This is a genomic window from Kitasatospora sp. MAP12-44 (assembly GCF_029892095.1).
Taxonomy (GTDB): domain Bacteria; phylum Actinomycetota; class Actinomycetes; order Streptomycetales; family Streptomycetaceae; genus Kitasatospora.
The window spans coordinates 3238517-3259170 of record NZ_JARZAE010000004.1; the positions used below are offsets into that span (position 1 = coordinate 3238517).

The 20654-nt window shown below is 71.5% G+C and carries 15 protein-coding genes and 1 rRNA gene; 3 read left to right on the forward strand and 13 right to left on the reverse strand.

From position 1 onward, the window contains the following. Positions 1–200: 200 nt before the first annotated feature. Positions 201–1722: ribosomal RNA gene (locus tag P3T34_RS15065) — 16S ribosomal RNA — on the reverse strand. 578 nt (positions 1723–2300) lie between these two features. After that, positions 2301–3305, reverse strand: coding sequence for a stage II sporulation protein M (locus tag P3T34_RS15070; RefSeq protein WP_280666545.1), 1005 nt, complete (start codon positions 3303–3305; stop codon positions 2301–2303). 202 nt (positions 3306–3507) lie between these two features. On the opposite strand from P3T34_RS15070, the gene P3T34_RS15075 reads away from it, so the two are divergent. Beyond that, positions 3508–4368 carry an RDD family protein gene (locus tag P3T34_RS15075; protein ID WP_280666546.1) on the forward strand — a complete coding sequence of 287 codons (861 nt, stop codon included), beginning with the start codon at positions 3508–3510 and terminating at the stop codon, positions 4366–4368. Here P3T34_RS15075 and P3T34_RS15080 read toward each other — a convergent pair. The 8 genes from P3T34_RS15080 to P3T34_RS15115 all read right to left on the reverse strand — a co-directional run bounded on the left by P3T34_RS15080 (position 4352) and on the right by P3T34_RS15115 (position 12475). Continuing rightward, positions 4352–4990, reverse strand: coding sequence for a hypothetical protein (locus tag P3T34_RS15080; protein ID WP_280666547.1), 639 nt, complete (start codon positions 4988–4990; stop codon positions 4352–4354). The genes P3T34_RS15075 and P3T34_RS15080 overlap by 17 nt on opposite strands. Before the next feature lie 78 nt (positions 4991–5068). Continuing rightward, on the reverse strand, positions 5069–6517 hold the full coding sequence (gene ahcY, locus P3T34_RS15085) for an adenosylhomocysteinase (protein WP_280666548.1): 1449 nt from the start codon (positions 6515–6517) through the stop codon (positions 5069–5071). Positions 6518–6798: 281 nt separating this feature from the next. Beyond that, positions 6799–7764 (reverse strand): cation diffusion facilitator family transporter, encoded by a 966-nt coding sequence (locus P3T34_RS15090; RefSeq protein ID WP_280666549.1) that lies wholly within the window; start codon positions 7762–7764, stop codon positions 6799–6801. Between the two features lie 10 nt (positions 7765–7774). Next, positions 7775–8983, reverse strand: a complete 1209-nt coding sequence (gene manA, locus P3T34_RS15095) for a mannose-6-phosphate isomerase, class I (protein ID WP_280666550.1) — start codon at positions 8981–8983, stop codon at positions 7775–7777. 95 nt (positions 8984–9078) lie between these two features. Beyond that, positions 9079–10284: an SIS domain-containing protein gene (locus tag P3T34_RS15100; RefSeq protein ID WP_280666551.1), complete on the reverse strand. Its 1206-nt coding sequence runs from the start codon at positions 10282–10284 to the stop codon at positions 9079–9081. 17 nt (positions 10285–10301) lie between these two features. Beyond that, positions 10302–10484, reverse strand: a complete 183-nt coding sequence (locus tag P3T34_RS15105) for a Trm112 family protein (RefSeq protein WP_280666552.1) — start codon at positions 10482–10484, stop codon at positions 10302–10304. Positions 10485–10579: 95 nt separating this feature from the next. Further along, on the reverse strand, positions 10580–11965 hold the full coding sequence (locus tag P3T34_RS15110; RefSeq protein WP_280666553.1) for a phosphomannomutase/phosphoglucomutase: 1386 nt from the start codon (positions 11963–11965) through the stop codon (positions 10580–10582). Between the two features lie 138 nt (positions 11966–12103). Further along, entirely contained in the window at positions 12104–12475 is a 372-nt protein-coding gene (locus P3T34_RS15115; protein ID WP_280666554.1) for a DUF3499 domain-containing protein, read from the reverse strand. Between the two features lie 140 nt (positions 12476–12615). Here P3T34_RS15115 and P3T34_RS15120 point away from each other — a divergent pair, with 140 nt between their 5' ends. After that, a complete protein-coding gene (locus tag P3T34_RS15120; protein WP_280666555.1) occupies positions 12616–13098 on the forward strand; it encodes a metallopeptidase family protein in 483 nt (160 codons plus the stop codon). Positions 13099–13182: 84 nt separating this feature from the next. Here the strand turns inward: P3T34_RS15120 and P3T34_RS15125 are convergent, their stop codons facing one another. The 3 genes from P3T34_RS15125 to P3T34_RS15135 form a co-directional block, all read right to left on the reverse strand. After that, positions 13183–14856: a DUF5719 family protein gene (locus P3T34_RS15125; RefSeq protein ID WP_280666556.1), complete on the reverse strand. Its 1674-nt coding sequence runs from the start codon at positions 14854–14856 to the stop codon at positions 13183–13185. Further along, on the reverse strand, positions 14853–18752 hold the full coding sequence (locus P3T34_RS15130; RefSeq protein ID WP_280666557.1) for a glycosyltransferase: 3900 nt from the start codon (positions 18750–18752) through the stop codon (positions 14853–14855). Before P3T34_RS15130 ends, P3T34_RS15125 begins: the two co-directional genes overlap by 4 nt. A gap of 263 nt (positions 18753–19015) precedes the next feature. After that, positions 19016–19285: a WhiB family transcriptional regulator gene (locus tag P3T34_RS15135; protein WP_280666558.1), complete on the reverse strand. Its 270-nt coding sequence runs from the start codon at positions 19283–19285 to the stop codon at positions 19016–19018. Positions 19286–20005: 720 nt separating this feature from the next. Here P3T34_RS15135 and P3T34_RS15140 point away from each other — a divergent pair. Further along, positions 20006–20641, forward strand: coding sequence for a cysteine dioxygenase family protein (locus P3T34_RS15140; protein WP_280666559.1), 636 nt, complete (start codon positions 20006–20008; stop codon positions 20639–20641). Positions 20642–20654: the final 13 nt, after the last annotated feature.

The following is a 20654-nucleotide window of genomic DNA, read 5'->3' on the forward strand; positions in this document are numbered from 1 at the left end:
GGACCGGCACTGAAGCAACGACCATAACGGCCGTTCCCTCAGGACCCAACAACGTGCCCGACACACCCGACCCGCCGATACGTTCCACGCACCGAAGTGCAGTACTGGTATCAACCAACCGTGTGTGCCGAATAGTCAACGTTCCACCCATGAGCTGACCGTGCGAGACATTTGCTCACAATCGGCCGTGTGCTCCTTAGAAAGGAGGTGATCCAGCCGCACCTTCCGGTACGGCTACCTTGTTACGACTTCGTCCCAATCGCTGGTCCCACCTTCGACGGCTCCTCCCCTTACGGGTTAGGCCACCGGCTTCGGGTGTTACCGACTTTCGTGACGTGACGGGCGGTGTGTACAAGGCCCGGGAACGTATTCACCGCAGCATGCTGATCTGCGATTACTAGCAACTCCAACTTCATGGGGTCGAGTTGCAGACCCCAATCCGAACTGAGGCCGGCTTTTTGGGATTCGCTCCGCCTCGCGGCATCGCAGCCCTTTGTACCGACCATTGTAGCACGTGTGCAGCCCAAGACATAAGGGGCATGATGATTTGACGTCGTCCCCACCTTCCTCCGAGTTGACCCCGGCAGTCTCCTGTGAGTCCCCATCACCCCGAAAGGCATGCTGGCAACACAGAACAAGGGTTGCGCTCGTTGCGGGACTTAACCCAACATCTCACGACACGAGCTGACGACAACCATGCACCACCTGTATACCGACCACAAGGGGGCGACCATCTCTGGCCGTTTCCGGCATATGTCAAGCCTTGGTAAGGTTCTTCGCGTTGCGTCGAATTAAGCCACATGCTCCGCTGCTTGTGCGGGCCCCCGTCAATTCCTTTGAGTTTTAGCCTTGCGGCCGTACTCCCCAGGCGGGGAACTTAATGCGTTAGCTGCGGCACCGACGACGTGGAATGTCGCCAACACCTAGTTCCCACCGTTTACGGCGTGGACTACCAGGGTATCTAATCCTGTTCGCTCCCCACGCTTTCGCTCCTCAGCGTCAGTAATGGCCCAGAGATCCGCCTTCGCCACCGGTGTTCCTCCTGATATCTGCGCATTTCACCGCTACACCAGGAATTCCGATCTCCCCTACCACACTCTAGCCTGCCCGTATCGAATGCAGACCCGGGGTTAAGCCCCGGGCTTTCACATCCGACGCGACAAGCCGCCTACGAGCTCTTTACGCCCAATAATTCCGGACAACGCTCGCACCCTACGTATTACCGCGGCTGCTGGCACGTAGTTAGCCGGTGCTTCTTCTGCAGGTACCGTCACTTGCGCTTCTTCCCTGCTGAAAGAGGTTTACGACCCGAAGGCCTTCATCCCTCACGCGGCGTCGCTGCATCAGGCTTTCGCCCATTGTGCAATATTCCCCACTGCTGCCTCCCGTAGGAGTCTGGGCCGTGTCTCAGTCCCAGTGTGGCCGGTCGCCCTCTCAGGCCGGCTACCCGTCGTCGCCTTGGTAGGCCATTACCCCACCAACAAGCTGATAGGCCGCGGGATCATCCTGCACCGCCGGAGCTTTCCACCCATCCCCATGCGAGGACAGGTCATATCCGGTATTAGACCTCGTTTCCAAGGCTTGTCCCAGAGTGCAGGGCAGATTTCCCACGTGTTACTCACCCGTTCGCCACTAATCCACCCGAAGGCTTCATCGTTCGACTTGCATGTGTTAAGCACGCCGCCAGCGTTCGTCCTGAGCCAGGATCAAACTCTCCGTGAATGTCTTCCCACTGTGCCTAATTAAAAGCACCGGGCTTACACCCGCGTTGAGCGGCACGACAACCACCGGAATAGGGTGGTCACGTGCACTGCGTCCTCGCTGTGTATTACTTCAAAAGGAATCTCCAACCCCGATCCGAAGATCAAGGCCGGGGATGTCAACATATCTGGCGTTGACTTTTGGCACGCTGTTGAGTTCTCAAGGAACGGACGCTTTCTTCGAACTGCCTTCGCAGTATCTCCGAGCGCTTCGTTCAGTACTTCGTTTCGTTCTTCGCCCAGCTTATCAGATCCGATTCGCACCGTTTTACCGATGCTTTCTTCGCTGCATTTTCTGCCGAGCTGATTTCCTTCAACTTGCCAGCGAAGTCTATCAAAGACTTTCGGAGGTTTTGTTTCCGGGTTTCGCTTGCCGGGCTCGCATCGTGGATGCGCCTGCCTCAGCCTGCTGTGTCGTGGACACTAGCGCTTGCTCTCGACCGTTGTCCAGTCGAAGCCAACCGTTCGAATCTACTAGCCGGTCCAGTCCGTGTCAACGGTCTTTGCGGCGTGGAGAGAAGACTACCAGGTCAGAGTGGGTCAGGCCGCCACAGGCTGCAGGTCTGCGCGGTCGGCTTCCTCGATGTCGCCGCGCTGGCCGGCCTGGGCGGCGCGGCGGCCGAGGACCAGGGCGTAAAGGAGGAACAGGGTCTCCGCCGTCACCCCGATACCGATCCGGGCCCAGGTGGGGAGGCCCGAGGGGGTGACGAATGCTTCGAGAATTCCGCTGACGAAGAGAACGGCGGCCAGCCCCATCGCCATTCCGATGGTCGCGCGCCCCTCCTCCGCGAGTGCGACGGCGCGTTTGCGGGGGCCCGGGTCGATGACCGTCCAGCCGAGGCGCAGGCCGAGGCCGCCGGCCACGAAGACCGCCGTCAGTTCGAGCAGACCGTGCGGCAGCAGCAGGCCGAGGAACAGGTCCAGCCGGCCGGCGGAGGCCATCAGGCCCAGGCCGATGCCGAGGTTCAGGACGTTCTGCAGCAGCACCCAGAGGACCGGGAGGCCGAGGAAGACGCCGAAGACCAGGCACTGGGCCGCGATCCAGGCGTTGTTCGTCCAGACCTGGGCGGCGAAGGAGCTGGCGGGGCGGTCCGAGTAGTAGGCCTGGTACTCGCCGCCGGGCTTGGTCATCTCGCGCAGTTGGGCGGGGGTGGCCAGGCTGGCCTGGACCTCGGGGTGGGTCGACACCCACCACGCGATCAGCGCCGACATCAGCACAGAGACCACGGCGATCGGGATCCACCAGCGGCGCGAGCGGTAGAGGGCGGCCGGGAAGCTCGCCGCGAAGTAGCGGCCGACATCCCGCCAGCCGGCCGCCCGGCTTCCGGTGACGGCGTTGCGGGCGCGGGCGACCAGTGTGGTCAGGCGCGCCTCCAGGGCGGGATCCGGGGCGCTGGACTGGATCCGGGCGAGATGGCCGGTGGCGCGCTGGTAGAGCGTGACCAGCTCGTCGGCCTCCGTCCCGGTGAGTCGACGCCGGCGGCTGAGGAGTTCCAGGCGCGCCCACTCGCCCTGGTGGGCGGCGACGAAGACGTCCAGGTCCATGGCGGCTCACTCCAAGTGGGCTGACGGGCGCAAGGGGTTGGGACGGCGCCGACTCTGGGGCACAGCTTGCCAGAGCGGCAGGTCGGCTCAAGGGGTGCGGTCGGTCGTCCCGGATGCCGCCCTTCCCGGCCGACGGGGGGACCCGTATGTTGGCCGCTGAAGATCCGTGGGGTTGCGGACCGGATGGAACGGGCGGGGTGCAGTGAGCGACCTGGTGACGGGTGAGGCCGTGGTCCTCGGTCTGCGGACGGCGAAACTGCCCAGCCGGGCTGTCGCGGTGCTGCTGGACCTGGTGGTGGAGGTAGCGGCCTTCTTCATCTGCGCAGTGGCCCTGATGGTGATCCAGCCGAACCTGGACGGTGCTGCCGCCGCAGCGGTGATGCTGAGCCTGACGGTGTTCTTCCTGGTCGCACTGCCGATCCTGGTCGAGACGCTCACACGGGGGAAGTCGCTGGGGAAGCTGGCGTTCGGCCTGCGCGTGGTGCGGACCGACGGCGGGCCGGTGAGCTTCCGGCATGCGCTGGTCCGGGGGCTGGTGGGCTTCTTCGAGATCATCATGCTGACCGGTGCTCCGGCCGCGATCAGCTCGCTGATCTCGCCCGAGGGCCGCCGGCTCGGCGATATCTTCGCGGGCACCCTGGTGATCCGTGAGCGGGTGGCGGCAGGTCGCGGGGCGACGACCACGTTCGCCCCTCCCCCGCCGCAGGTGCTGCACGCGCTGGGGGCCGAGCTGGTCCGGTTGGAGCTGTCGGCGGTGCCGGCCGAGCTCTGGCTTGCGATTCGTCAACTGTTGTCACGCGTAGGACAGTTGGACCCGGAGGTGGCCTACCGGATGGCGGTGGGACTGGCCGCGGAGGTGGCCGCGCGGACCAACTGGCCGGTGCCGGTCGGGCTGGACCCGGCGAGCTACCTGGGCGCGGTGCTCACCGAGCGGCAGCGCCGAGAGTGGGACCGGACGACCGGCCAGGCCCCGCAGACGGCACCGCAGACGGCCCCACTGCCCGCGGCGCCCGCACCCGTCCTCCCCCAGCCCACCGACAGCGGGTTCACTCTCCCGGGCTGAGCGCCGGCCACGGGTTGGGCGGCGACTGCAGCTCCTCCAGTTCGATGCCCGGTGCCGCCAGCACCACGTCCCCCGCCAGGTGCACCAGCCGCTGCTCGCCCGTCTCCAGGTCGGCCACCTGGTAGCGCTCGACCAGCAGCGGCCCGCTGTCGGTCGGATGCTCCTCGAAGCCCTCCAGCGTCCAGCCCTGGTCGAAGGTGCGCGGGGCCAGCGCCGCGCCCGTGAAGGAGACCAGTCGTACCCGGGCGCTGCCTCCCGACGTCAGGCGCAGCAGCCGCGCGGTGGCGATCAGGAAGGCCGGCGAGTCGCCGCTGAAGCCGTGTGCCCGGTCGTGGCCCTCGACCGCGAGCGTGCCGGCCGGATCCGCGGCATCGGTGCGCAGCCAGGCGACGCCGTCCACCGCGCCGCCGCGGACCTGCCAGCCCCCGGAGCGCAGCTCCATCCGCAGCGGACGGCTGCGCGAGTCGAGGGTGAGGTCGACGGTGCCCAGCGTGCTGCCGTCGGGCGCGTAGGTCTTGGAGACGTAGCGCCAGCCGGCGGGGCCGGGTGCGCAGCTGAACCGCTCCTCGCCGAGCGGGGCGTGGTCGTGCGGGTCGTGGAGCGAGTATCGGCCGTTGGGCATGGTCGAAAGCCTAGGCCAGCGCGGACAGCCGTACGGCCGGGGTCCGCGAGGGAGCCCCGGCCGTACGGCTGTCGTGCGTCAGTAGCGGTACTGCTCCGCCTTGTACGGGCCCTCGACCGGGACGCCGATGTAGTCGGCCTGGTCCTTGGTCAGCACGGTGAGCTTGACGCCCAGCGCGTCGAGGTGGAGACGGGCGACCTTCTCGTCCAGGTGCTTCGGCAGCACGTAGACGCCGATCGGGTACTCCGCGGTCTTGGTGAAGAGCTCGATCTGCGCGATCGTCTGGTTCGCGAAGGAGTTGGACATCACGAACGACGGGTGACCGGTCGCGTTGCCCAGGTTCAGCAGGCGGCCCTCGGACAGCAGGATGATCGTGTGGCCGTCCGCGAAGCGCCACTCGTGGACCTGCGGCTTGACCTCGGTCTTCACGATGCCCGGGAGCTTGGTGAGGCCGGCGATGTCGATCTCGTTGTCGAAGTGGCCGATGTTGCCGACGATCGCCTGGTGCTTCATCTTCTCCATGTGCTCGGCAAGGATGATGTCCTTGTTGCCCGTGGTGGTGATGAAGATGTCGGCGATCGAGACGACCTCCTCAAGGGTGGTGACCTGGTAGCCGTCCATCGCCGCCTGCAGGGCGCAGATCGGGTCGATCTCGGTGATGATCACCCGGGCGCCCTGGCCGCGCAGCGACTCGGCGCAGCCCTTGCCCACGTCGCCGTAGCCCGCGACGACCGCGACCTTGCCGCCGATCAGTACGTCGGTGGCGCGGTTGATGCCGTCGATCAGCGAGTGGCGGCAGCCGTACTTGTTGTCGAACTTCGACTTGGTCACGGCGTCGTTGACGTTGATGGCCGGGAACAGCAGCTTGCCGTCGCGGTGCATCTCGTACAGGCGGTGGACGCCGGTGGTGGTCTCCTCGGTGACGCCCTTGATGGTGGCGGCGACCTCGGTCCACTTGGTCGGGCTGTCCTTGAGGGTGCGGTTGAGCAGCTCCAGGATGATCCGGAACTCGTCGTTGTCCGCGGTGGACGGGTCCGGCGCGGCACCGGCCTTCTCGAACTCGACGCCCTTGTGGATCAGCAGGGTGACGTCGCCGCCGTCGTCCAGGATCATGTTCGGGGTCTGGCCGTTCGGCCAGCTGACCGCCTGCTCGGTGCACCACCAGTACTCGTCCAGGGTCTCGCCCTTCCAGGCGAAGACCGGAACGCCGGAGGGGTTCTCGGGGGTGCCCTCGGGGCCGACCGCGACGGCGGCGGCGGCGTGGTCCTGGGTGGAGAAGATGTTGCAGGAGCACCAGCGGACCTCGGCGCCCAGCGCGACCAGGGTCTCGATCAGCACGGCGGTCTGCACGGTCATGTGCAGCGAGCCGGTGATCCGCGCGCCGGCCAGCGGCTGAGCGGCCGCGAACTCCTTGCGGATGGACATCAGGCCGGGCATCTCGTGCTCGGCCAGCTGGATCTCCTTGCGGCCGAACGGGGCAAGGGAGAGATCGGCGACCTTGAAGTCACCGGTGGTGTTGGACGACATGCGTCAGCTCCTCGCTGCGTGGGGGGATGTGGCCAAGGTCCGGGGGTGTGTCGCAGCCGGGCGTCCGGACGCGGCGAACCGGCGGTGTCGTCCACCGCCGTTCGACGCCGCGGGCGCCGTGCTCCAACACGATCCGTCGCAGGACCTCTCTCCCTCGACCAGGCGCGCGGTGTGACCGCGGGTGCCTGATCGACCGCCATCAGCAGCGACGCTCGTACGGGGACGAATCTACACCGAACGGACGCGGACGGAGACTGACGCGGGTGGGGGCCGACCCGTCGTCAGTGGCCCGGGCCGCCGGGGGTGGCCTCCGGGTCGGGACCGGCGGCGGCCTTCTCGGCCGAGTAGACGTCCGGCTCCAGGTAGATCGCGCGGGCGATCGGGACGGCGGCGCGCACCCTCGCCTCGGCCTCGTCGATGGCCTCGGCGACCCGCGCGGCGGTGTCGTCGTGCCGGACCCCGATCTTCGCGGCGACCAGGAGCTCCTCCGGGCCGACGTGCAGGGTGCGCATATGGATGACCTCGGTGACCGAGCGGCCGTCCACCAGCGCCGTGCGGATCCGCGCCACCGTGGCAGCGTCGGCGGACTCGCCGATCAGCAGCGACTTGGTCTCCAGTGCCAGCACGATCGCGATGGCCACCAGCAGCAGGCCGATGGAGAGCGTGCCCAGGCCGTCCCAGACGCCGTTACCGGTGGCCACCGTCAGCCCGACGCCGATCAGCGCGAGCACCAGGCCGATCAGCGCGCCGGTGTCCTCCAGCAGCACCACCGGCAGCTCCGGCGCCTTGGCCCGGCGGATGTACGCCGCCCAGCCGAGCGAGCCCTTGACCTTGCTCGCCTCGCGGAAGGCGGTGCGGAACGACCAGCCCTCCATGCAGATCGCGAAGACCAGCACGCCGACCGCCCAGTACCAGCCGTGCAGTTCGTGCGGCGTCTTGATCTTCTCGTAGCCCTCGTAGACCGCGAAGAGCCCGCCGACGGTGAACAGCACGATGGCGACCAGGAAGCCGTAGACGTACCGCTCGCGGCCGTAGCCGAACGGGTGCTCCTCGTCCGCCGCGCGGGTCGCCCGTTTGCCGCCGATCAGCAGCAGCACCTGGTTGCCGGAGTCGGCGATCGAGTGCACCCCCTCGGCGAGCATCGAGGAGGAGCCGGTGAAGGCGAAGGCGGCGAACTTGCCGACCGCGATGGCCAGGTTCGCGGACAGCGCCGCGACAAGTGCCCGGGTGCCGCCCTCGGCGCTCATCGGCCGGGCCTCAGAGGGTCACGGTCGCGCGGAACAGGACACCCGAGCCGGCCAGCGCGGTGGGCGCGCCCGTGGCGGGCAGATAGGCGGACTGGCCCTGGTCCAGGGTCAGTTGCTCGCCCTCGGCATCCGTGAGCCGGATCCGGCCCTCGGTGCAGAGCAGGATCTGCGCCGCCCGACCGTCCACCCGGCGTTCCGGGCCGTCCTCCGTCAGGGTGAAGCGGGAGAGCCGGAACTCGTCGATCGGCACCGGGTAGAGCTCCTCGCCGTCGGCGCCCTCGACCGGGCTCAGCACGCCCGGGTCGCCGGCCTGGAAGACCACCACGCGCAGCAGCTCGGGGACGTCCACATGCTTGGGGGTCAGCCCGCTGCGCAGCACGTTGTCGGAGTTGGCGAGGATCTCGATGCCGGTTCCGCGCAGGTACGCGTGCGGCACGCCGGCGCCGAGGTAGATCGCCTCGCCGGGCTGCAGCCGGAAGTGGTTGAGCAGCAGCGCGGCCAGCACTCCGGCGTCCGCGGGGAACTGCTCGGCGGCGTAGGCGTACCCGGCCCAGGCCGGCGCGTGCGGCGAGTCGGGCTCGGCGGCCAGCACCCGCTGCAGTGCCGCGGCCACCTCCTTGACCGTGCCCTCGACGACCGCCGGGTCGGTGGTGAGCACGGTGGCCAGCGTCTCGCGCAGCGCGCGCTCGGCGGGCTCGGTGCGCAGCAGGCCGATCAGCGGGGCGAGCCCGGGGACGCCCAGGCTGTCCATCAGCTCGGCACTGGCCAGCGGGTCGCGGAAGCCGCACAGGCCCTCGAACTCGTCCAGCGCGCAGATGAGTTCGGGCTTGTGGTTGGCGTCCTTGTAGTTCCGGTGGGCGGCCCCGACCGGGATCCCGGCGGCCTCCTCGGCGGCGAAGCCGGCGCGCGCCTGACCCAGGTCCGGGTGGACCTGCAGGGAGAGCGGGAGACCGGCGGCGAGCACCTTGAGCAGGAACGGCAAGGTCGGGCCGAAGCGCTCGACCGCCTCGGCGCCGAGCTCGGCGGCCGGGTCCTCGGCGATCACCTCGTCCAGCGGGCGCGGGCCGGCGCCGCGGTCCAGCCGGGACGGCGAACCGGGGTGGGCGCCCAGCCAGAGCTCGGCCTGCGGCTCGCCGGTGGGCTGCTCGCCGAGCAGGGCCGGGATGGCGGTGGTCGAGCCCCAGGCGTAGGGACGGACGGTGTTGGCGAGGCGGTCCATCGGCGCGGCCCTGCTCCTTGGTCGGGGTGGTTCGGGGTGGTTCGGGATGGTTCTCTGGGTGGCAAAAGGCCTCTCGACCCTAGCCGACCGGCGGATCAGTGCCCGGAGTCCGCCGCCAGGCCCAGGTAGACGGCCGCGAAGTCGGTGAGCGCGACCAGCTCGGCCAGTGCCTCCAGCGGCTCCTGGCGCAGACCGACGTACTCGGTGAGCCGCACGTCGTGGTTGGCCGCCAGCCGGTGGGCGCGACGCACGCCGTGGGTGGCCGAGCCGGACTCCGGGCCGCTCTGCTCGTCCGGCTCGGTGCCCTGCTGCGGGACGTGCCGCAGCAGCAGGACCTGCAGGGTCAGCGGATCGGGCTCCTCCACCCGGTCGCGGAAGAAGTCGTCCGGGTCCGCGCCCGCGCCGAGCCGGCCGGCGAACATGCCGCGGTGCGCGGTGAGCGCCTGCGGCAGCTGCCCGGTGACGGCGGGTCGGCCGGCCCGGTCCGCGAGCATCGCGGCGAAGCGGTCGGCGGCCACTGCGGCGACCGGGCCCTCGCTCCAGAGCAGCGGGACGGTCTCGGCCAGCCGGGCGGCCAGGCCCTTGGCCGGGTTGAGGTAGGCGGCGGCGTCCGGCCGGTGGCGGACCGCGAGTTCGTCCAGCAGGTCCGCGAGCTCCTCCAGCGCGCGGGCGGCGAGCGGCAGGACGCCGATCCGGGCGGCCAGCGCGAGCAGCGGTGCGAGGAAGGCCCACAGGGCGGCCGGGTCCTCGGCGGGCAGGTCCGGCTCGGCGGCCTCGGCCGGTTCGGCGGTGGCCGACGACACGTACGGCAGCGGCAGCGCGCGCACCTGGAGGGCGGCCTCGGCCAGCGGTCGATCCGGCGGGGAGATCACCGCGATGGCGCAGCCGCGCGCGTACCCCTGCTCGGCCAGGGCGATCAGACCGCGCTCGCCGCCGTCCGCCGAGGCGATCACCAGCAGATCCAACGGGCCCACCCAGCCGGGCAGTTGCCAGGTCAGGCCGGTGCTGAAGGCGGAGCTGCCGCCGGCCGGGCGGGCGTCGGCAGCGGGCAGCGGCCGGATCAGCGTGGCGGTGCCGGCCAGCGCGGCGAGCGCCTCACCGGCCGTCAGCGCACTGCCGTGGCCGGCCACCAGGACAGCGCGCGGGCGGCCGTCGGGCTGGAGGCGGTCCAGGCCGGCCGCCTCGGCCAGCCGCAGCGCGGTACGGACCCGGGCGCCGGCACCGGCGAGGGCGAGCAGCGCGTGGTCCAGGTCGGCGCGCTGCAGAGCGGCCGGGTCGTCGAGCAGGCTGTCGTCGAGCATGCGGCTGGCCTCCGGACTCAGGCGGGGCGGCGGGCCTCGTCAACGAGGAGGACGGGAATACCGTCGCGGACCGGGTAGAGCAGACCGCAGTCGTCACCGGTGCAGGCCAGTTCCAGCTGCTCGGCGGTGCCGGCCTCGGTCAGTGCTGCCCGGCACTGCGGGCAGACCAGGATCTCCAGGAGGAACGGTTCGAGGGTCATGGGCTGCGGACTCCAGTGCGTCAGGGTGCGACGGGGTGCGACGGCGCCCCGGCCGGTAGCAAGACTACCGGCCGGGGCCACGGGTCGGAGAGAGGTCAGGCGCGGACCAGCGCGAGCACCGCATCGCGCAGCTCGGCCATCCTCGCCGGGTCCTTGGCCTCGACGTTCAGGCGCAGCAGCGGCTCGGTGTTGGAGGCGCGCAGGTTGAACCACCAGTCGTCGCCGGCGATGGTCAGGCCGTCCAGCTCGTCGACGCTGACGCCCGCCAGCGAGCCGTACGCGGCGCGCACGGCGGCCGAGCGGTCGGCCTGGTCGGCGACGGTGCTGTTGATCTCGCCCGAGGCGGCGTAGCGGTCGTACTCCTCGGTCAGCGCGGAGAGCGTGCCCGGCTGGCCGCCGAGCGCGGCGAGCACGTGCAGCGCGGCGAGCATGCCGGTGTCGGCCCGCCAGAAGTCGCGGAAGTAGTAGTGCGCGGAGTGCTCGCCGCCGAAGATCGCGTCGGTCTCGGCCATCTCCTGCTTGATGAAGGAGTGGCCGACCCGGGTGCGGACCGGCTTGCCGCCGTGCTCGCGGACCACCTCGGGGACGGTCCAGGAGGTGATCAGGTTGTGGATGATCGTCGCGCCCTCCTCGCCGTTCGCCCTGGCCCGGGCCAGCTCGCGCACCGCGACCAGGGCGGTGATGGCGGACGGCGAGACCGGCTCGCCGCGCTCGTCGATCACGAAGCAGCGGTCGGCGTCACCGTCGAAGGCCAGGCCGATGTCGGCGCCGACCTCCTTGACCTTGGCCTGCAGGTCGACCAGGTTCTTCGGGTCGAGCGGGTTGGCCTCATGGTTGGGGAAGGTGCCGTCCAGCTCGAAGTACATCGGCACGACGTCCAGCGGCAGGCCCGCCAGGACGGTCGGGACGGTGTGGCCGCCCATGCCGTTGCCCGCGTCCACCGCGACCTTGAGCGGGCGGATCGAGGTCAGGTCGACCAGGCCGAGCAGGTGGTCGGCGTAGCCGCGCAGGGTGTCCTGCTGGGTCAGCGTGCCGGGGACGGCGTCGACGGCCGGGATGGTCACGGTGTCGTCTTCACCGATCCAGCTCTGCACCAGCTCGCGGATCTCGGCCAGGCCGGTGTTCTCGCCGACCGGGGCGGCACCCGCGCGGCAGAGCTTGATGCCGTTGTACTCGGCCGGATTGTGGCTCGCGGTGAACATCGCGCCGGGCAGGTCCAGCTTGCCGCTCGCGTAGTAGAGCTGGTCGGTGGAGCAGAGGCCGATCTCGGTGACATCCGCGCCGCGGGCGGCCGCGCCCTCGGCGAAGGCCCGCGTCAGGCTCGGCGAGGAGGGGCGCATGTCGTGGCCGACGACGATCGCCGAGGCACCGGTGACCTGCACGAATGCGGCGCCGAAGGCACGGGACAGGCTCTCGTCCCACTGGTCCGGGACGACGCCTCGGACGTCGTACGCCTTCACGAGCTGCTTGAGGTCGCGCACTGCGGCTCCACCCTGGTGTGTGTCGATGGGATGGGCTGGTCGCCCACGGTCACGATAGGTCGCCGCGGATGCGCGATTTGTCGCGTGCGTCCGGGCAGGGAAGCAGCGTACCGGGTGCGGATGGCGCGGTTGTGACGCTCAGTTGTCCGGGGAGCGGAGCACTCTGAGGTGGCCGCGGCGGCCGGCCTCGGCGGGATCGCCCTCGGTGGGGCGGACCGGGCGGGGCGCGTAGTCCTGCGGGCGGGCGGCCTCGCGGACGGCGTTGGCCAGGGCCTCCAGGTCGTCGCTGCTGCGGCGCATCGGGCCGGCGTCGACGGCCAGCCGGACCACCTCCCAGCCGCGCGGGGCGGTCAGCCGCTCGGCGTGCTCGGCGCAGAGGTCGTAGCAGTGCGGCTCGGCGTAGGTGGCGAGCGGGCCCAGGACCGCCGTGGAGTCGGCGTAGACGTACGTCAGGGTCGCGACGGCCGGTCGGCCGCACGCGGTCCGCGAACAACGACGTACAGGGCTCACGAGGGTGGACGGTACCGCACCAATGGCCCAGTGCCTAAGACGCACCCCCAGGAGTGGGTTTCGTGTCGCGTTCGAACGCGGGCCCGTTGGTGCCCGTCTGGTCCATTTCCGGGCCTCCTGGGGCTAGGCTCGTCGGTGATATGGAGAGCTCCGCACCGAAACCGCCCGTACCGCAGCCGCCCGTACCGCAGCCGCCCGCCGGACCGCCGCGCGGACCCAGGCGCCGTGACCGGCACGGTCGCGGCCTGCGCGGGCCGCTGGCGCCACCTCAGGTGCCGATCTCGCTGAGCCGCGCCGAACTCTTCGACGACTACGTGCGCGAGTCGGTGGAGCGGCTGGAGCGGCGCTGGCCGCAGCTGATGGACGTCGAGTTCGCCGTCGACGAGGTGCCCGAGGCCGGAGCGGACGATCCGGTGCCCGGCTCGGTGCCGCTGGGCCAGGTGGTGCCCGCCCGGCAGGGCCGCAAGAGCCAGATCGTGGTCTACCGGCGGCCGGTGGAGATCCGGGCCAAGACCCGCGACGACCGGGCGGCCCTGGTGCACGAGATCCTGATCGAGCAGGTCGCCGAGCTGCTCGGGCTCTCGCCGGAGGCCATCGACCCGCGCTACGACGACGAGGACTGACCGCGAGGACTGACCGCGAGGACTGACCGCGAGGGCTGACGACGAGGGCTGACGGCCCGGCAGCCGTCAGCCCTGAGCTCGCCGTCAGTGCGCCAGGATCCCCGGGTCCTGGTCCGCCTGCGGCACCACGACGTTGCTGTGATCGTCGTTCAGCGCCTGGATGGTGAACATCGGCACGCTGTTGGTGTTCACCGCCAGCATCCGGGCCGCCACCACCGGGCCGCCCGTGAGCGTCTGCAGGCTGACACCGAAGTTGCCGGTGCCGCCGGCCGGTTCGGGCGACGGCAGCGACACCGTGGCGCCGGCCGGGACCTGGACGTCCTTGGTGGTCGGCGTGCCGCCACCGGTGCCCGCCGAGGCGGTCACCCGGACGGTCGCCGCGTCGCCCGTGGCGGTGAGGTAGAGCGTGGAGGCGCCGCCGCCGCGGACGTCCGCGACGGTGGCCCGCTGGCCGATCGGCAGACTGCCGGTCAGCCACGCGGAGTCCGACTTGCCGCTTCCCCCGCGGTCGACCCGCAGGCCGGCCACCACCGGCGTGGCGTTCTGCGGGTCACTGGGCGTCAGCCGCAGCGCGGAGACCTCGCCGCGGGTGATCTGGCCGAGGTCGACGGCGTTGACCATGCCCGCCTTGACGTGGATGGTCTCGTGGCCGGCCGGGGTGAACCAGCCGTTCTGGCCGGAGAGCTGGATCTTCAGGTCGGCGTCGTCGCCGCCGGGGGCCATCACGATCAGCCGCATGGCCGAGAGGTCGGCGGGCAAGCCGGCCAGCACCTGGGAGGGTGCCGGGGCGACCGAGGCGGGGATCCAGTCGGAGCCGTTGGAGCCGTCCGAGGCGTGCAGGTTGGCGCTGATCCGGCCGCTGCGGGCGACCACCTCGACGGCGAGGTCGTTCACCGCGGTGTTGTTGGTCAGGGTGGAGAGCAGGACCGCCTGGGAGCCGCCGGGCGGGACGGCGATGCCGGCCGCCGCGTCGCTGTCGACCTCGCCCTGGGCACCGTAGAGCTTGATGTCCACCACGGCCGAGGCCGCTCCGACGTTGGTGAGGTCGACATAGTCGGCCCGGTCGCCCGCCGCAGCGGCGCCGGCAAACCAGAAGTCGGTCCCGTCGGGCTGGCAGGTCACGCCGGACATGCCCATGCCGCGCTGGTCGGTGACGATCGTGGTCTGGGTGACGGTGAAGCCGGGCGCGTAGGCACCGGTGGCGACCGCCGAACTGCCGGGGGCGGTGTCGCCGCCCGGTGCCTGCACGCTGACCGGCACACCGGGCTTGGTCAGCGTCAGCAGGGCGGGGGCGGGCGGGGCCTGGCCCGCGGCGGGCGCCGGGGCTGCGGGCGCCGAGGCCGCGGGTGATGGCGGCGGCGAGCCGGCCGGCGCACCCGAGGGCGCGGGCGACGGCGCCGCGGCGACCGGGGTCGGCGGGTTCACGACCGTGACCGTCCCGCTGCCGCCCGCCGTCGAGCCACCGGCGCCCGGCGTGAGCGCGGTGATCGTGGTGGTGCCGGTCAGCCCCTGCATCGGCTGCGGGCAGACCGCGGCCGTCCGCTCGACCTGCGCGGTGACCGCCGCGCCCGCCGCGGGCCCGGCGGGCGCGGCCGGCGGGCGCGCCTCGGCGACGCCCAGCACCAGGACCAGCACGCCGGCGGCGGCCAGCAGCGAGACGCCGGTGCGGCTGGCGCCGCCCAGGGCGGCCGGACCGGGGCGCTTGAGGGAGAGCTCGGGCTTCTTGAGCGTCGGCTTCTTCAGGGCGGGCTTCTTCATCGCGGGTCAGCTCCGTCGTGGTGCGGGTGGCCGCCGCCGTAGGAGGGATCGTCGGGGTGGTAGGGCTGCTGCTGGCCCGGCAGCCAGGGCTGCTCGGCCGGCGGGTAGCCCTGCGGGGCGGCGTACGGGTCGTAGCCGTACTCCTGCTGGTACGGCTGCTGCTGGGCTGCGTAGGGATCGCCCTGGTAGGGCTGCTCCGCCGGGTACTGCTCGCCCGCGTACTGCGGCTGCGCCGCATAGGGGTCGTAGGTCGGCTGGGCCGCGTACGGGTCGTAGCCGTACGGGTCGACCTGCTGGTACTCGCCCTGCTGCAGGTCCGCCTGCTGGTACGGGTCGTAGCCGGGCACCGGCGCGGGCGCCTGGTATGGCTCGCCGGTGGGCTGCTGCGGGATGCCGGGCGAGCCCCCGTAGACCCCGGGGTCGGTCTCCGGCTGCTCGCCCTCGCCCTCGCCGCGCTCGGCCATCCGGCGGGCCCGGCGGCTGCCGGGTACCGGCGCCTGCGCCTGGGCGGCGGCGGCCAGCGCGGCGGCGGCCAGCACCTCCTCGGGCAGGTCGTCGTCCTTGGTGCTGCGGCGGCCCGGCAGGGCCAGCACCAGCACGGTGAGGCCCAGCAGCAGCTGGGCCCAGATCCAGCCGGTGTGCAGCAGGCTGCTGCTGCGGGTGACGACGAGCGTGCCGCCGCCCGCGGGCAGCTGGAAGCCCTGCGCCCAGCCGTCCACGGTGACCCGGGTCAGCGCGGTGCCGTTCAGGGTCGCCTGCCAGTCCGGGTCGGCCTGCTCGGCCAGTCGCAGCACCCGGCCGGCCGGACCGGCCGGGATCGAGGTGTTGATCGACTCGGCGCCGGAGGCGACCGGGATCGGCAGCGCGGTCCCGGCGGTGATCACCGCGCGGGTGGCCGGACGGCCCGTCACCTGCCAGAGCGCGGTGCCGTTGTCCTGGCTCATCTTGGTCAGGCCGGGCGTGGTGTCCAGGACGTCGGAGACCTTGCCGATCATCGGGTCCTCGACCAGCACGTACGCCACGCCGTAGCCCGCCAGCGCGCTCGCCTGGTCGGCACCGGAGCCGGCCAGCAGGCTGCCGACCAGCTTGGTCAGCGAGTCCTTGGTGGAGCCCCCGGTGTCCACCGTGCCCTCGGCCTGGCCCAGGGTCAGGCCGGCGCCGCGGACCAACGCGAAGTGCACCTGGGTGGCGGCGGCGTTCCCGGTCAGCACCAGGGTGCGGGAGCGGTCGGTGGTGCCGGCCTCCTCCGCGATGAAGGCGGGCACCTGGGACTGCGAAGTGCGGTGCAGCGGGCCGTCCGCGCCGCTGACGGCCCACCAGACGGCGGTGCCGAACGGCGCGAGCAGGGCGGAGAGGACCACCAGGGCGGCCACCGGCTGGCGCCAGCCGAAGGCGATCCCGGCCACCCGGGCGTTGGCACCGTCGGCGCCGATCGCCGCCGCGGCCAGCAGCGCGATACCGCTGAGCAGCGTGGCCGGGCCGGCCCAGGCGGCGACCGGCAGGCCGCCGGAGGCCGGCGTCACGCTGGTACCGGCCACCACCACGGCGAAGAGCAGGCAGGCGCCGGCCGCGCCCCAGGCGGCCAGCACGGCGCGCCGGCGGTCGGCGCGCAGCAGCGCGGCCAGCGCGGTGAGCAGCACGCCCGCCGAGAGCCAGACCGGCGGCACACCGGCGCCGCCCGGGTTGACCAGCAGCAGACCGAGCGCCCCGGCCTGGTGGCCGTCGAAGCCCGGCAGACCGGCCTCCAGCAGCAGCCGCGACGGGTGCGCGAGTACCTGCAGGGACCACGGCGCGAGCACCAGCACCGGCACGCCCAGGGTCACCGCGACGCGCAGCCCGAGCAGCCGCACCGCGTCGAGACCGCTGCCGTACGCGCCGCCGCGCAGCACCGCCGCGACCAGCGCGGCCAGCGACAGCAGGACGGCGATCGCCCAGGTCAGCGGCACGAAGGCGGTGCAGGCGGTGAGCAGCGCGACGGTCATCCAGGTGGACCGCCAGCCGGGGCGGGCGCCCTTGGCGGCGGTCTCCTTGCGGATCCCGAGCCCGGCCGAGACGGCGGCGGCGCGGGCCAGCGGCGGCAGCAGCACGAGGAGCACGGCCGTGCCGATCCGCCCCTGCGCGATCGCGCCGGTGGCGGCGGGCAGCAGCGCGTAGGTGGCGCTCGCCCAGGCCCGCACCAGCTTGGAGCCGAGCAGCGGACGGGAGACCAGGTAGGCGCTGACCGCCGCGAGCGGCACCGAGAGCACCAGCAGCAGGGTGATCGCCAGGTCGGCGTGGTCGAACAGCAGCCAGGAGAGCACCGAGAGCATCGCCAGGTACGGCGGGGCGGTCGCGGTGCTGCCCGCGCCGACCGGGTGCCAGCTCGCCGCGTACATGTTCCACAGGCCCGAGGCGCCGTCGGAGGCGGGCAGCAGGGCGCCGCCGAGCAGCGAGCCGCTGCCCAGCAGGTTGCGGCCGGCGATCAGCGCGAAGACCAGCAGGGCGGCGAAGAGCACCGGTGCCGGGCGCCGGGCGAGCTTCTTGATCAGCGCGAACTGCTCGACCTCGAGGACCTCGTTGTCGTCCTCGCCGGGTCCGGACTCGGCCGAGCCGTGCCGACCGATGTTGCTGTCGTCACCGCCGCCGATGCCGAGTGAGCCGACGGCGGTCTCGATCGCCAGCCGGGCGGTGGCACCGGGCGGCGGGAAGAGGCTGCGGTCGTCCAGCGGGTCGTAACTGCGGGTCTGCGCACGGCGCTTGCGGGCCCGCAGCAGGCGCGGCAGGCGGACGAGTTCGTGGCCGAGGCCGGCGATCTCGTCGAGCGCCTGCTTGGGGTCCTTGCCGACCAGGTTGGCCAGCACCCGCAGCAGGGTGCCGAGCACCAGCCGGAGCAGGACGTACGGGAAGACCGTCCGCTTGGAGTTGGCGAGCAGCGTGTAGACGGCGCCGGCCTTGTCGACCCGGTGCGGGTGCGCCGCGCCGCAGTCGATGGCGCGGCGCTCGCGGCTGGCGGCCTCGGCGTGCCGCAGCACGGCGTCCGGGGCGACCACCACGCGGTGGCCGGCGGCGTTGACCCGCCAGCAGAAGTCGGTGTCGTCGCGCATCAGCGGCAGCGCGCGGTCGAAGCCGCCGAGCTGCTCGAAGACGTCGCGGCGCACCAGCATGCCGGCGCTGGAGACGGCGAGCACCGGGCGGACCTGGTCGTGCTGGCCCTGGTCCTGCTCGCGGCGGTCCAGGCCGGTCCAACGACGGCCCGAGCGGGCGATGGTGACGCCGACTTCGAGCAGCTGGCGACGGTCGTACCAGCTGCGCAGCTTGGGACCGATGACGGCGGCGGAGGGGGTGGTGTCGGCGACCTGGAGCAGTCGGCGCAGCGCGTCGGTCTGCGGCTCGCAGTCGTCGTGCAGCAACCAGAGCCACTCGACCGGCTGGGTCTCGCGCGGGCCGCCGGAGCCCAGGTCGTCCTCGGAGGCGAGCGGGTCGCCGAAGTCGTCCCAGCCGCCGGTGACCGGGTCGTAGCCGGAGGGGTCGAGGCTGTAGGGGAGGTCCTCGGGGCGCAGCGGCGGGCTGTTGAAGACGGCCTCGGCCACGGCGGTGCCGAAGCCGGCCCGGCGGCCCAGGACGATCGGACCGCTCTCGGGGAGCCAGTCGCCCAGGGTGTCGGCGAGCAGCTGCGGCGAGGCGTCGGTGCTGCCGGTGTCCACCGCGAGGACGCGCTGCACCTGCCGGTCCTGGCCGAGCAGGCCGGCCAGCGCCTGCGGCAGCCAGCGCGCGCCGTCGTGCGAGACGATGACGGCGGTGACCAGGTGGCGCGGATAGGCCGGTGGGCGGGATTCGCCGGCTCCGTAGCGGCCGCGAGGCAGGTGGGCGGACGAGGGCTGGTCTGAGTAGCCGCTCTGGTGGCTGTAGGCAGTCATCGAGTGCGCAGGCCCCGGTTCCGGTGGACGGCAGGTGGCGCACCACACTAACGGCTCCAGCTGGACGGGTTGCCCACCCGGTGGGGTGCTGTGCCCAGCCCGGTGCGGGAGCTCGGGCGGCCCCCGCTCCGAGCGGCGCGTGAAAACGCGAAAGCGCCCCGCCGATGCGGCGAGGCGCTTGCCCGACTGCGGTGAGTCCTGCACAGCTGGTGGGTCTTGCGCAGATTCTGCGAAGGGGCTGATTCTGCGAATAACCGCGGCGGTCAGACCGCGCTCTTCTTGAGTCGACGGCGTTCGCGCTCGGAGAGCCCGCCCCAGATTCCGAAACGCTCGTCGTTGGCGAGGGCGTACTCAAGGCACTCGGAACGCACCTCGCAGGCGAGGCAGACCTTCTTGGCCTCGCGGGTGGATCCGCCCTTCTCCGGAAAGAAGGACTCCGGGTCGGTCTGGGCACACAGTGCGCGCTCCTGCCAGCCGAGTTCCTCTTCCTCTTCGGTGTCCTCACCGATCAACAGCTCAAAGAGCTCGCTCATTGGCGCGCCTCCTCTGCCACTCTTGGCGTCCCCGTGCATGTGGCCGTTGGCCTGGATCGGCTGAACGACACGAGAGAAATTACATGTGCGCCACTCTGGCCCAGTCAAGCCGAGCTCTGGTATTGGGTCGGGAATTCACTCCCCGGAACCAAGCCCTCACAAATAGTGTACATATCCGGACAAGGCAGACTTTCCGCAGCTCGCAGGTGACGCGCTCCACCCGGCGGCCGATCCGAACCCCCACCCACCGGGACGTACGCCGGACCGGTTCCGGTTGCGGGGCAGACGCTCAGTCGGCAATGCGGCCCAGCGCACCGTCGACCGTGCGGGCCTGACCAGGGATCAACCCGGTCATCCGGCTGCCTTCCCGGCGATCTACGCATCGAAACCTAGAGGCCGACTTATCACCTGATCCAGTGATTTCTCCCTGATGTGACCCGAATGTCTGTCGGAGAGAGTTGACAGCGGCCCCCTCCAGCCTGTCTCCTTTTGGGCATGACCGAGTCCATCGCGCGCCGAAGCAGCCACCTGGCGCTTCGCCATGCCGCGAGCTCGCTCTGTCGCTGCCTCTGTTCCTGTTGTCGCTAGGCGCGCCGGCCTGTTCGCTCGGCCCTCTGCGCGCCGCCTGCAGGACTACTGAGGCCGCCCGCGCATCGCTCCACTCCCCGCGGATCCGGCTGATCCCTCCTCCCGCCACCAGCCGCCTCCGAGGACCACGCCATGCGCAACCGCCTCCGCCCCCGCAAGCGCAATCGCGACCGCAACAAGCCCGCCCGCCGAGCCACCGTCGCCGCGAGCGCCACCGTGCAGCTGCCCGTCCAGCTGCCCGCGCCGCTGCACCCGTGGGCCGACGGGCTCAGCGACGTCAGCATCGCCGGGGACCCGCTGGCCTTCCCGCACCTGGCCCGCACCGACCTGCCCCGCCACCCCACCACCGTGGCGGGCTACGCGCGGCTGGTCCGCGAGATCGCCGCCGACCGCGACCGCTGGGCCCCGCTGGTCCGCTACGACGCGCTGACCCGCTGGTACTCCCGGCTGGAGACCGGCCCCGGCTACGAGGTCTGGCTGCTCAGCTGGCTTCCCGGCCAGAGCAGCGGCTTCCACGACCACGGCGACTCCTCCGGTGTCATGACGGTGGTTCAGGGCGAGCTCGTCGAGCGCTCGCTGACCGATGCGGGCGACAACTCGCGGACCCTGCGCCCCGGCGGGCAGAGGGTGTTCTCGTCGGGCTATCTGCACGAGGTGGTCAACGCCGCACTGGAGCCGGCCGTCAGCATCCACCTCTACTCGCCGGGCCTGACCGAGATGAACCAGTACGGCGCGGTCGCAGCGCAGTTGCAGCCCGGTCTCTCCTGATCCGTTCCCGAAC

Bases quoted from the DNA above. Each gene is read 5' to 3' on its own strand.
- P3T34_RS15140 (WP_280666559.1), top strand. From the start codon at position 20,006: ATGCGCAACCGCCTCCGCCCCCGCAAGCGCAATCGCGACCGCAACAAG.
- P3T34_RS15135 (WP_280666558.1), bottom strand. From the start codon at position 19,285: ATGAGCGAGCTCTTTGAGCTGTTGATCGGTGAGGACACCGAAGAGGAA.
- manA (WP_280666550.1), bottom strand. From the start codon at position 8,983: ATGGACCGCCTCGCCAACACCGTCCGTCCCTACGCCTGGGGCTCGACC.
- P3T34_RS15120 (WP_280666555.1), top strand. From the start codon at position 12,616: ATGGAGAGCTCCGCACCGAAACCGCCCGTACCGCAGCCGCCCGTACCG.
- P3T34_RS15130 (WP_280666557.1), bottom strand. From the start codon at position 18,752: ATGACTGCCTACAGCCACCAGAGCGGCTACTCAGACCAGCCCTCGTCC.
- P3T34_RS15070 (WP_280666545.1), bottom strand. From the start codon at position 3,305: ATGGACCTGGACGTCTTCGTCGCCGCCCACCAGGGCGAGTGGGCGCGC.
- P3T34_RS15125 (WP_280666556.1), bottom strand. From the start codon at position 14,856: ATGAAGAAGCCCGCCCTGAAGAAGCCGACGCTCAAGAAGCCCGAGCTC.
- P3T34_RS15080 (WP_280666547.1), bottom strand. From the start codon at position 4,990: ATGCCCAACGGCCGATACTCGCTCCACGACCCGCACGACCACGCCCCG.
- P3T34_RS15105 (WP_280666552.1), bottom strand. From the start codon at position 10,484: ATGACCCTCGAACCGTTCCTCCTGGAGATCCTGGTCTGCCCGCAGTGC.
- ahcY (WP_280666548.1), bottom strand. From the start codon at position 6,517: ATGTCGTCCAACACCACCGGTGACTTCAAGGTCGCCGATCTCTCCCTT.
- P3T34_RS15090 (WP_280666549.1), bottom strand. From the start codon at position 7,764: ATGAGCGCCGAGGGCGGCACCCGGGCACTTGTCGCGGCGCTGTCCGCG.
- P3T34_RS15100 (WP_280666551.1), bottom strand. From the start codon at position 10,284: ATGCTCGACGACAGCCTGCTCGACGACCCGGCCGCTCTGCAGCGCGCC.